Origin of the sequence: Paraclostridium sp. (assembly GCF_051656405.1) — a bacterium.
GTDB lineage: Bacteria > Bacillota > Clostridia > Peptostreptococcales > Peptostreptococcaceae > Paraclostridium.
Genome location: NZ_JBOGBV010000068.1, coordinates 68150 through 80508, shown reverse-complemented (window position 1 = coordinate 80508; position 12359 = coordinate 68150). Strand labels below are relative to the sequence as shown.

At 28.8% G+C, this 12359-nt stretch carries 15 protein-coding genes; 1 reads left to right on the top strand and 14 read right to left on the bottom strand.

Annotated features, from left to right (window positions below; genetic code table 11):
* Positions 1-37 precede the first annotated feature (37 nt).
* Positions 38-655, top strand: a complete 618-nt coding sequence (locus ACRDDE_RS10590; protein WP_438627189.1) for a recombinase family protein — start codon at positions 38-40, stop codon at positions 653-655.
* Between the two features lie 1197 nt (positions 656-1852).
* Here ACRDDE_RS10590 and ACRDDE_RS10585 read toward each other — a convergent pair.
* The 14 genes from ACRDDE_RS10585 to ACRDDE_RS10520 form a co-directional block, all read right to left on the bottom strand.
* Positions 1853-2107, bottom strand: coding sequence for a (2Fe-2S)-binding protein (locus tag ACRDDE_RS10585; protein ID WP_438627188.1), 255 nt, complete (start codon positions 2105-2107; stop codon positions 1853-1855).
* 59 nt (positions 2108-2166) lie between these two features.
* Positions 2167-2385 carry a hypothetical protein gene (locus ACRDDE_RS10580; protein WP_438627187.1) on the bottom strand — a complete coding sequence of 73 codons (219 nt, stop codon included), beginning with the start codon at positions 2383-2385 and terminating at the stop codon, positions 2167-2169.
* A 14-nt stretch (positions 2386-2399) separates the two neighbouring features.
* Positions 2400-2933 (bottom strand): (Fe-S)-binding protein, encoded by a 534-nt coding sequence (locus ACRDDE_RS10575; protein ID WP_438627186.1) that lies wholly within the window; start codon positions 2931-2933, stop codon positions 2400-2402.
* A gap of 13 nt (positions 2934-2946) precedes the next feature.
* Positions 2947-4101, bottom strand: a complete 1155-nt coding sequence (locus ACRDDE_RS10570) for an aminotransferase class V-fold PLP-dependent enzyme (RefSeq protein ID WP_438627185.1) — start codon at positions 4099-4101, stop codon at positions 2947-2949.
* A gap of 86 nt (positions 4102-4187) precedes the next feature.
* Positions 4188-4439: an ATP-binding protein gene (locus ACRDDE_RS10565; RefSeq protein ID WP_438627184.1), complete on the bottom strand. Its 252-nt coding sequence runs from the start codon at positions 4437-4439 to the stop codon at positions 4188-4190.
* Between the two features lie 85 nt (positions 4440-4524).
* Positions 4525-4836, bottom strand: a complete 312-nt coding sequence (gene trxA, locus ACRDDE_RS10560; RefSeq protein ID WP_438627183.1) for a thioredoxin — start codon at positions 4834-4836, stop codon at positions 4525-4527.
* Between the two features lie 32 nt (positions 4837-4868).
* Positions 4869-5351, bottom strand: coding sequence for a C-GCAxxG-C-C family protein (locus tag ACRDDE_RS10555; protein ID WP_369285031.1), 483 nt, complete (start codon positions 5349-5351; stop codon positions 4869-4871).
* A gap of 30 nt (positions 5352-5381) precedes the next feature.
* A complete protein-coding gene (locus tag ACRDDE_RS10550) occupies positions 5382-7202 on the bottom strand; it encodes a TRC40/GET3/ArsA family transport-energizing ATPase (protein WP_438627182.1) in 1821 nt (606 codons plus the stop codon).
* A 1-nt stretch (position 7203) separates the two neighbouring features.
* Positions 7204-7512: an arsenite efflux transporter metallochaperone ArsD gene (arsD, locus tag ACRDDE_RS10545; protein WP_438627181.1), complete on the bottom strand. Its 309-nt coding sequence runs from the start codon at positions 7510-7512 to the stop codon at positions 7204-7206.
* Positions 7513-7664: 152 nt separating this feature from the next.
* A complete protein-coding gene (arsB, locus tag ACRDDE_RS10540; RefSeq protein WP_438627180.1) occupies positions 7665-8753 on the bottom strand; it encodes an ACR3 family arsenite efflux transporter in 1089 nt (362 codons plus the stop codon).
* 79 nt (positions 8754-8832) lie between these two features.
* Entirely contained in the window at positions 8833-9867 is a 1035-nt protein-coding gene (gene arsB / locus ACRDDE_RS10535) for an ACR3 family arsenite efflux transporter (RefSeq protein WP_438627179.1), read from the bottom strand.
* A gap of 22 nt (positions 9868-9889) precedes the next feature.
* Positions 9890-10633, bottom strand: coding sequence for a metallophosphoesterase family protein (locus tag ACRDDE_RS10530; protein ID WP_438627178.1), 744 nt, complete (start codon positions 10631-10633; stop codon positions 9890-9892).
* 23 nt (positions 10634-10656) lie between these two features.
* On the bottom strand, positions 10657-11037 hold the full coding sequence (locus tag ACRDDE_RS10525) for an ArsR/SmtB family transcription factor (protein WP_438627177.1): 381 nt from the start codon (positions 11035-11037) through the stop codon (positions 10657-10659).
* Between the two features lie 291 nt (positions 11038-11328).
* Positions 11329-12327, bottom strand: a complete 999-nt coding sequence (locus tag ACRDDE_RS10520; protein WP_438627176.1) for a lipoate--protein ligase — start codon at positions 12325-12327, stop codon at positions 11329-11331.
* Positions 12328-12359 lie beyond the last annotated feature (32 nt).

Sequence of the window (12359 nt, the reverse complement as noted above, 5' to 3'; positions counted from 1 at the left end):
TTGAAAGAGAAAATGACACTTGAAAGGATAAACCTGTATGAGAAAATTTTTTTATGCAAGGATAAGTACAAAAGACCAAACTTTAGAAAGACAAATTGTAGAAGCAAAAAAATTAGGAATTGATGAAAGTTATATATTTTTAGAAGTTGCGAGTGGAAAAGATTTTAAAAGACCTGAGTATCAACTTTTAAAAAGGATGCTTAGAGAAGGTGATATACTATACATAAAATCGCTAGACCGACTTGGAAGAAATAAACAAATGATATTAGATGAATGGAATGAATTAGTTAAAGTTAAAAAAGTAGATATAGTAATTTTAGATATGCCACTTTTAGATACTACTAAATACAAAGACATGAACGGATTAGAAAATTTAATATCAGATATAATTCTTCAATTGCTTAGTTATATGGCTGAGGATGAACGACTTAGAACAAAAGAAAGACAAAGGGAAGGTATAAAAATAGCGAGAGAAAAGGGAGTACGCTTTGGCAGACATAAAATAGATCCAGGAGAAAAATTTGAAGAAATTTATAACGAATGGAAAGAAGGAAAGATTACAGCTGTTAAAGCTATGGAAATATTAGAATTAAAAACTAATACGTTCTATAGAAGAGTAAAGGAATATGAATTAAAAAATAAATTTAACTCTTAATGCTCACATAGTTAATTATTTTATGATTCATATCATAAAAGATTAAAATTTTAGTATTTAATTCATCATAGTCTACTTTTACGAACGGTTAAATCAAGATTATTTTACATAAGCCTTTCGAACCTAAGATATGAAACCTTTTAATATATTAATATTTTGTAAAAATAAAAAATGTCAATACCGTTAAGTATTGACACAACAACAATAAAAAAAAGTAACTAATGCTCTCACCCATTAGCTACTTTTTTTATTTTCCCGAAAACTTAAGAAATTAACACCATTTATTTTAATAATGTTACTAACTAAATTGTTAACTTTATTTTATCACTTTATTCAAAATTTTTCAATGAAAATTTTATTTTCTTTTTTAATTTATTTTATACAAAAAAAGAACCATGTTGGTTCTATAAATTTAAAATAAACCAAATGATTTAACTATTGCTAAAAATACTGCAATAGAACAAAATACACTAGAAATTGGACCTAGTAATTCGGTTAATTTTTTTATTTTATCCATAATAATCCACCTTCTACTCAAGGATAAACTTTACAATTACAATAATAGATACTACTATAGTTGCTATTTGCATTATTAATTTTAAAATTAATGCTTTATCATTTGGACTTAAATTATTATTTTTCATAATATCCAACATTTATATAGTGACTTTCTAGAGGCCTTCCAGAAGGGCGGTGTTTCTGTGAGAGTTGCCCTTCCTTCTAGTTACTCTAGTCCTTAACATTATGCTAAAGCAGAGATTAACGCAGCTACAAGCTGCATTGCACCAGTTATTAAACCAGCTTTCTCACCTGGAGTAAGAGCACTCCAAAAAGCCACTATTTTATTTCTCATTTGTTGGGCTCCTTTCTTAAGTTTTTCGGGTGTAAATTAATAGTGTTGTGGAAACCACTATCAATAGACATAATTTAATAATGTTGTGAAAACCAATATCAAATTACTAACGTACATTAAAACGCTAAATTTATTATACATTAATGCTAGATTATAATCTAGCATATTTTTACTTGCGTTTAGTTCTTGATACTAAAAAATGTGTAATATTAACACTGTAAAGTTATGACACCTTTTTTATGTCTATTAAAACATTAATTTTATTTATTGAAAAATTTTTATTAGTTTGATTTTAGAATAAAATAATAATTTTATTTCTATTTTAATTTACTGCTTATATATTTTTATTTGCCTTTATATTTATTGAAAACATAAACAATATCTGAATAACAACAAGTTCCCTTTGGATTGTTTACAGCACAATTACTATTTTTCATTGCTCCTGTTATTTTTATAACTTCTTGTACAGTTTTAGCACCCTGAGCTATCGCATCTTGTATGTCCCCTTCAGTAACATGATTACAATAGCATACATATTCTCCAATTATAACGTCTTTGTCGTTACCAGCATTACAACAAAAACATTTTTCTTTTTTCATAATACTAATTCTCCTTATATAAAAACTATATATAAATTATAACTTAAATATATAGTTTTTTATATTGTATTTTTCATGTGTTTAGATTTTAAATCTTCTTCTTTTAAAAGCAAATGTTGTAATGGATTCATAAGCTCACCATCCTCAAATTTGAATTCAGTAAAATACAAGCAAGTTTCACTATTATCAGTTGAGTTTTTTATTTTTTTATATTTAATACATTCAATGCTTCCATCTTTTCTTTTTTTACCTATACCACAATTGCCACAACTTTTCATAAAAAACACCTCACTTATATTTCATAACCTAAAAGCAAAATACTTACTTCTAACTTTTCTAATTTATCTATATTGACCTCTTCATACAATGGTCTACAAGCTTTTATACTTTTTTCTCCACTTAATAATTTACTGGCAAAAGCCATACAAGTCATTTCTCCACATGTTTTACAATTTAATTTAGGTAAATTTTTGTATATTTCAATAGGGCTAGGTAATTTCTTCATTTCATCTGAAGGTATTATATTATTTTTATTTTCATAAACTTCATTTACTATTCCCTTTACATAATCCATCATTTCATATGCATCAGTTTCATTAAGTAATTTTGTAATAGCAACTTCCTTACTAAAGAAGGTAACTATCTTTTGTTCAATTTTAAATGTTACAGTTTGAGCTTTTTTATTATACATAGCTGATTTTATATAAGAATTTAAATATGGAAATATTTCAGAGATATCACTTGATAAATCTGCTCGTATTTTTATTTTAGATCCTCCAGTTGTACATGGTTGTATAAATTTTAATTTTATCTCCTCTAAATACATAGTTAATTCCCCCTTAACCCTTATGTTTTCTTATAATTTCAATTAAAGAATCTATCAGTTTATCTATATCTTCTTTACTATTGAAATACCCAATACCTATTCTTATGGTGCCTATATCCTTAGTTCCTATAAGTTCATGTGCATTTGGAGCGCAATGAAGGCCTGTTCTAACCATTATGTCATATTTATCATCTAACTCAAATCCTATATCTTCAGGTTTTACACCTTTAACATTAAAGGATATTACACCTACAATTTTTTCACTATCTTTTGGACCATAAATTTCTAAATCATCTATTCCAGCTAATCTATCTAAAGCATATTTAACCAAATATCTCTCTTTATTATGTATTTTATTTATAGTTTCTTTATTTATAAACTTTATAGACTCTCTAAGTCCAACTAATCCACTTACGTTTAAAGTTCCTGTTTCTAATCTATTTGGATAATAATCTGGTTGATATTCATATGCTGAATCTCCTCCTGTTCCACCTGACTTTAGTGGAATTATATCTTTATCGCAATTTACAATTAATCCACCTGTACCCATTGGACCAAGTAAACTTTTATGACCTGTAAATGCTAATAAACTTATGTTATCTCTTTGAATATCTATAGGGTATGCACCTGCTGTTTGTGCCGCATCTACTAAGAATGGTATATTATGATTTTTAGCTATTTTACCAATTGCTCTTATTGGTTGAATAGTTCCTAAGACATTAGATGCGTGAGTAAATATTATGAGTTTTGTATTTTCTTTTATACTTTCTTGAACATCTTCTGGATTTGTATAACCTTCTTTACTCGCTTTTACCTTAGTTATATTTATTCCTATATCTCTTTCTAATGTTTTTAAACATCTCCATACAGCATTATGCTCTAGGGAACTTGTTATAACATGGTCACCTTTTTTTAGTATTCCTTTTATAGCTAAGTTTAGAGATTCAGTTACATTAGATGTGAAAATTACCTTTTTAGGATCATTAAAGTTAAATAGATAACCTATTAACTTTCTCGTTTCATATACTAGCCTATCTGACTCCATAGCTTTTTTGTATGACCCTCTTCCTGATGTTGTACCATTATTTATCATAAAATTGTATATTGAATCTGCTACAACGGTTGGTTTTGGATAAGATGTAGCGGCATTATCTAAATATATTTGCACTAAAATTCCCCCTTAATTTAAATAAAAAACCTTAAAAAAGAGGATTATTAAATTACTTTAATATCCTCTTTCTTAATTAATCTAGGTTAACAACATCCACCCTCACAGTTGCAACCAGATTCACAACATCCAGCATTTCTAGTGTCTTTATATGTGATTGCTCCTTTTGGACATAAATTCCCACATCCATTACATCCTTCTATACATCCTTCTGGGTAAATTACTGTAGGTTTAGGATAGTCATTCCCATCATATACTCCAAAGTTACAGTTTTCCATACATTTACCACAATAATTACACTTTGTAAAATCAATAACTGGATACCAATTTTTAGACATTTTAATCTCCCCCTGATATTTTATTCTATATATTTAATATATTTTTAATATAATATATAGCTAACTTAATTAACCAAATTAAATACTATATATGAGTTTCAACTTTTGATTTTATAGTATCTTTAGGCATAAACCCTACCATTGTCTCAACTGGTTTTCCATCTTTAAATATCATAATAGTTGGGACAGTTGATACCATAAATCTTCTAGCTAAATCCATGTTTTGGTCTATTTCAACTTTAAAAAACTTAGCACTATCTCTCATTTCAGTTTCTAATTCATCAAATACTGGAGCTAACATTTTACAAGGACCACACCAAGTTGCAAAAAAGTCTACAACAACAACTCCATTTTCTAATTGCTCTTCAAAATTATTAGTGTTTTCTATTTCTGACATCTTAAATTACTCCTAAGTTTATTTATATAAATTTATTTTGTTTTTATATTTAATTCTCTACATATAATTTTCGCTGTTTGCTCTGCCACTTGGCCTGTAAAAAATATACACTGATCCATATGCTCTTTTTCTCCAAGAGTCATTCCTTTTGTCAAAACTCTACAACATAGTGACTTATTTTTTCCTCTGAAGAAGTCATGCAATTCCTTTGACAATGCCATTGCATTATTTACTCTTGCATCTTTTGATTCACTTCTTCCAAAGAATAACCCTAGTGCCATTATTCCACCTGCGACAGCTCCACAAGTACATCCTGAGCCTCCCATGCCTACAGGAAATCCAGATGCCATTGCTATAACTTCATCTGTTATATCAAGTTCAAATTCATCTTTTATTACTTTGACTATTGCCTCTGAGCAATAAAAGTCTCCATCTCTATAATATTGTTCTGCTGTAAGTTTTATTTTTTCTACATCTATTACCTTTTCAAACTCTGCAATATTGCTACTCATCATCTTTTAATCCCCTTTGTTATTTATATAATTTTAGAATATGCTATCTCCTATCTTCGTTAGCATATCTATACCTTTGATTTCTTTATCATACATAGGAACTCTAACAACTTCAGAATTTTCAAAGTCATTTTTTATTTCTTGTAGGTACTTTTCTTGCATATTTCTTCTATTTCTAAAGAACGGTGAAGTTGCTTGTTCTTCTGGTATTATAAGATTAGCGATAACCATTTGTGTTTCAATACCAACTGTTTTAAGTTCTTCACTAGCTCTATACGCCTCTATTATAGGAGTTTTTTCAGGATACATAACAAAACTGAAAGTAGTTTTTTCTTGATCTTTCATAGTAGCTATAACTCTATCAAACTTTTCTTTTTGTTTTTTATCTTCTTCACTAATTTCAGCAGTAACTCCAGCTTTCATTTGAATTTGTTTTGACCAGTCCATAGGAAGTTCTAAAAGTCTTAATGTATGACCTGTTGGAGCTGTATCAAATACTATAACATCATACTCTTCTTCTGAAGCATATGATATAAACTTTTGGAATGCTGCCATCTCTTCTGTACATGGAGAATTTAATTCTTCTTCCATAGTAGCTATTGTTGGTCCACTAAACTTAGACTTAGCATCTTTTAAAACCATATCTTTATACTCTTCAAAAGCTACTTTAGGGTCAATTTTAGCTGCATATAAATTAGGGCATCCATCTATTGGTGCTGGATTATCCTCTATTGGTTTATCTAAAACCTTTCCTATATGAGCCGCAGGATCTGTTGTAAGAAGTAAAGTTTTAAATCCTTCATTAGCAGATTTAACAGCTGTAATACATGCCATTACAGTTTTCCCAACTCCACCTTTTCCTGAGAAGAACACATTTCTTATAGAACCTTTTTTAGGTAATATAAGAGATTTAGCATTTTCATTTTTTTGCATTTTTATATCATCAATATTTGTATATTCTATTTTAGTAGTTTTTTCGGGTTTCTTTCCATCAAATAATATAGATGCACTTACTCTAAATCTATCTACGCCTTTAAGCTCACTATCAAATAACTCCATAGTGTCTATAGGCCAGCCTTTAAATATTTTATTTGCTTTTTCTAAATAGTTTTGTTGCATTTCATATCTTGATTTAAAAAATGGAGTTATTGCTTCATCCTGTGGTATAAATCCATTTATGATAACCTTTGTTGTTGATATTCCAAGCTCTTTTAATTCATTTGATGCTCTTACTGTTTCATCTAACGATGTTTGTTCAGGTTGCATAACAAATATAAAATCCGTTTGAGAAGTGTCTCTAAGTTTAGCTATAGCTCTATCGAATTTATCTTTGCTATCTTGAATCATAGATACTGGCCCCATACAAGTTTGACCACTTCCTTGAGCACTTTCTTCTATATGTTTAGACCAGTCTATCGGAAGTTCTAAAAGTCTTATAGTATGCCCTGTTGGAGCTGTATCAAATATTATAATGTCATATTCATCGATTTCCATAAAGTCAATAAATCTATCAAATGATGCCATTTCTTCTGTACATGGACCACTTAATTGTTCATCAGCTATTCTTATCATCTCTTCGTCAAAGATTTCTCTCATTGGAGCAAGTAGATTTTCTTTATATTCATTAGTTGCTTCATCTGGATCTATTTCCATAGCATAAAGGTTTTCTATACTATTTATTTTAGTTATTTTATGCCCTATTTCTTGCTCAAATACATCTGATAAGTTAGCAGCAGGATCTGTTGTAACTATTAAAGTTTTTAATCCTTTATCTGCATTGTATACACCTGTTGTACAAGCCATTGAAGTTTTTCCAACTCCACCTTTACCTGAGAAAAATAAAAACTGTGTCATATTACTCACCTCTTAAACTTGATTTTAATTCTTCTAAACTTGGATATTGCCCACTTTTGATTACTTTTCCATCTAAAACAGTTATAGGAAGTATTTGTTGCCCATTTTCTCTTACAAGTTTTCCAACATCCATATTAGACATAAACTTCATAGCATGAGTTTGAGGTTGATATCTCTCTATAGTTAAACCTTTAAACTCCTCTTTTAAAATTTCTATATCTTCACTTATCTTAACTAATTTTTCATCTACACTAGGACCACAAATCCCTGTAGAACAACACATAGTAGGTTCAAATATTTCTATTTTCATAATAACTCTCCTTATTAATTGTATTTTTTATATTTAAAGGAATTTAGAGTTTTCCTAAACTAGCTCTATAATTTTATAAAATTGTAGGAAGTCTGATTCTAACTTATTGTTAAATTTTGACTTCCTACAATTTAGATACTTAAATATTTATTTTAATCATTAAACCAATGTTTAGTTTTATTTGCTATTGCAACTAATGCAAGCATAACTGGAACTTCAACAAGTACTCCAACTACTGTAGCAAGTGCAGCTCCTGAGTTAAGTCCAAATAAAGCTATTGCAACTGCTACTGCAAGTTCAAAGAAGTTACTAGCACCTATCATACCTGCTGGAGCTGCTACATTATGAGGTAACTTCCAAGCTTTACACCAAAGATAAGCTAGGAAGAATATAAAGAATGTTTGTATTGTAAGAGGTATAGCAATTAATAATATATGTGTTGGGTTATCTATAATCTTTTGTCCTTGGAAGGCAAATAGTATTATTAATGTTAGTAATAATCCAACAACAGTTATTCCATTAAACTTAGGTAAAAACTCATTTTCAAAATAGTCTAATCCTTTGTTTTTAATTATCATAGTTCTTGATAAGTATCCTGCAACAAATGGAATTATAACAAATAATACAACTGATAATAACAGAGTATCCATTGGAACAACCACATTAGTCACACCTAACAATAAAGCTACAATCGGTGCAAAGCCTATTAATAATATAAGGTCATTTACTGCAACTTGAACTAGTGTGTATGCTGGATCTCCATCTGTTAAGTGACTCCAAACAAATACCATAGCTGTACATGGTGCTGCTCCAAGTAATACTGCTCCTGCTAAGTATTCTTTTGCTAAATCAGCTGGTATAAAGTTCTTAAATACTATAACTAAGAAGAAATATGATATCGCATACATTGTAAATGGCTTTATTAACCAGTTTGTTCCGCAAGTAACAACTAACCCTTTCTTTTGTTTTGCAGCATTTTTTATAGATGTAAAATCTATTTTAAGCATCATTGGGTAAATCATTAGCCATATAAGTATAGCTACTGGTATAGAAACTTGAGCATAAGTGAATCTATCTAAAGTTTGAGGTATTTGAGGTAAATAAACACCTATTAAAACCCCCACTACTATACAAAGTGCTACCCAAACTGTTAGATATTTCTCAAATACACCAAGTCCTCCACCTTTTTCTTTTGCCTGAACATCTACAGATATTCCAGGCTTATTTTTTTTATTTCCCATTTCATACCTCCTTATATTTTCTTACTTTGAACTGCCTCATCATAAAAGCAGTCCAAAGCAATATAACTATAATTAATTTTTATTTAAAATATTTTTTTCTAAACCATAAAGCTACATTTACCAGTCCAATCATTACAGGAACTTCAACTAATGGGCCTATAACTGCTGCAAATGCAGCTCCTGAATTTATTCCAAATACACCAACTGCTACAGCTATTGCTAATTCAAAGTTATTACTTCCTGCTGTAAATGCTAGTGTTGTTGTTACAGGATAATCTGCTCCAAACTTCTTTCCTAAGAAGAAAGAAACTAAAAACATTACAACAAAGTATATAAGTAATGGGATTGCTATACGAACAACATCCATTGGTAATGTAACTATTAATTCTCCTTTTAGAGAGAACATTACAATTATTGTAAATAATAAAGCTATTAATGTAAGTGGGCTTATTTTAGGTATAAATACATTTTCATACCATTCTCTACCACGACGCTTAACAAGTGTATAACGAGTTATCATCCCTGCTAAAAATGGAATTCCTAAATAAATAAATACTGATTTTCCAACTTCTGCTATAGTTATATTTACAATTGTGCTTTCAAGTCCTAGCCAACTTGGTAAAACTGTTATAAATATATAAGCATATAATGAGAAAAATAAAACTTGGAAAACAGAGTTAAAAGCAACTAATCCAGCTGCATAATCGCTATCCCCATCAGCTAAATCATTCCAAACTATAACCATTGCTATACAACGTGCTAAACCTATCATTATAAGTCCAACCATATATTCTGGGTACCCTCTTAAAAATACAATAGCTAGAACAAACATTAAAATAGGTCCTATAACCCAGTTTTGAACTAAAGATAACATAAGGATCTTTATATCCTTAAATACTCTTCCCATTTCTTCATATTTAACCTTTGCTAATGGGGGGTACATCATTAAAATTAGTCCAATAGCTAAAGGTATAGATGTTGTACCTACTTGTAAAGAGTTTATGCTATCAACAAACTTTGGAAATACAAACCCAATGCCTATTCCTGCTGCCATGGCCACAAATATCCAAATTGTTAAATATCTATCTAAAAACGATAATTTCTTTCTGTCCATATTAAACCTCCAATATACATCTTTATTTTGAAACGCCTTCTCTTATAAGTCTCGCAAAGTCATTTGGAAGTATTTCATTTACTTCTATTTCATTTGCCATCTTTTCAAAATCATATTTAACTTCTATAATTTTCACTTCAACACTTGATGGAGTTTTAGCTATTTCATCTTCATTTTTTATATCTATAATTACATAGTTTGCATTGGGATTACCTGTTTTAGGTTTACCAACACTTCCAGCATTGACAAGTAACTTTTCTCCATAATATTTAGCATATGGTATATGAGTGTGACCACAAACTAATATATCTTCAACTAACTCACTCATAACTTCATCTGCTTCTTTTGAGTTTTCCTTTAAATATTCATTTATAAGTCTTGTACTTCCATGAACAAATCTTATAGTTTTTTTATCAAAATTAAAGATTAGTTCTTTTGGTAAGTTTCTTAAGTATTCTTTATTTTCAACTTTTGTAGTTTGACCTGTAAAGTGCATTGAAAGACCTGCTTTTTCAGCATCTTTAGGATCTGGGTAATCACATCCACAAACTATTTTTAAGTTTCCTATAGCATCATCGTAATTTCCCATTATAGTAAGTATCTTATTTTTCTTTAAAGTTTCAATAACTTCATTTGGCTTTGTTCCGTAGCCTACTAAATCGCCCGTACATACTGTCATGTCTACATTTTTAGTTTCAATGTCAGCCAACACTGCATCTAGTGCATATATGTTGCTATGTATATCTGATATTACTGCTATTTTCATGTACCTTACCTCCTGAATTTAATTTATTTTTTTATTTCTGAAATTATATCTTTAACCTTTGAAACAGTATCACAGTTTAAATCAGCTTTTTTATAAGCTTTTAAAATATCGTAATCACACTTTAACTTTTCATCATTATCTAATCCATCATTTAAAAGATTTTGCATAAAATTATATTGATTTAAAGTTTCATCATCTAGTTTGTAATAAATAAATTTTGATTCTTTATAATAAGTAACTAAATTAGCACTAGTAAGTTTACTTAAATGTCTAGATGCATTAGATTGTGATATTTCAAGTATTGCTTCTATTTCACAAACACATAAAGGCCCATCTCTTAAAATATTAAATATTCTTAGTCTAGTTTCATCGCTTAAAGCTTTTAACATTTGTATAATTTCCATAATTACTCCTTTTTCATATTCACATATTCACATATAATCATATTCACTTATAATCATATAATATGATAAAAGTTATATTTTGTAAACCTATAAATCAAAAAAAATTGATTTATTTTTCGACTAAATTTTTACATTACATAAAATACTTATAATTTTTTAGATGGTTTTCTTTTATAGTATTATCAATAACTAAATATTTTAATTAAAAAACATCCTACATTATGAACTTAAAATTGTCATATACATAGGATGCTTTTTAATTAAAATTTTAAAGATGTATTAACTTTATTTTTATTCAACTTCAAAAATTAAATTAAGAAGTTCATTATTTGAAAAGTTTTTAATATATGTCAAACAATCAATACGATCCATTACTTTTGAAATTTCAGTCATTGATAATGATATACCTATAAAGTTAGCCTCAAGTTCTTCTACAGGACGTATTTCAAAGAAATCTCCATATAAGCGAAAAGCTTGAATTATTCCTTTTTTAACTTCCATATAAAGAGAAAATGTACCACTGTCAAATTTTTTCTCATTCCATAGTTTCATACTTAACGATTTTCCGTAAGTCCATTCCCAAGTACGATACTTTTTATCTGCAAGTTCGTTTATATATTCAATGTCTTTTTCTATTAAATGATAATCATACAATTCTTCCTTATATGCTTTTTTAAATGATTTTTCTAAGGCTTTTTTAAAATCATCAATTGTCATGTTTGCTGGCAACGAATCTAAGATTGTTCCAACACGACTACGAACAGATGAAATTCCTTTAGAAATAAGCTTTATATTTCTAGGAGCAAGAGCTTTTGTCAAAACCGATAAATCGCTATTAAAAAGCAATGTCCCATGATGCAATACTTTATCTTTATAAAAATACTGTGCATTTCCTGAAATCTTTTTACCATCCACAAGGACATCATTTCTACCACTAAATACTGCATCGACACCTAGTTCTTTCAGGCATTGAATAATCGGAGATGTAAAAAAAGAAAAATCATTTTTTTTCAATGAGGCATCAGTTTTTATAATTGTAAAATTTAGATTTCCTAAATCATGATAGACCGCTCCACCACCAGACAATCTTCTAACTACATTTATATTATTTTCTTTAACATAATTTAAATTAAGTTCTGCAAAAGCATTTTGATTTTTCCCAATAACTATTGTAGGCTTATTTATCCAAAGAATCATAATATCATCTTTTAAATCCGATTTTTTCAAGAAATACTCTTCAACTGCTAAATTGAAGGCTGGATCGTTTGATTCATTTATAATCTTAAGCAAGTGGACTCTCCCTTCTGATAAAATTTTTAAAT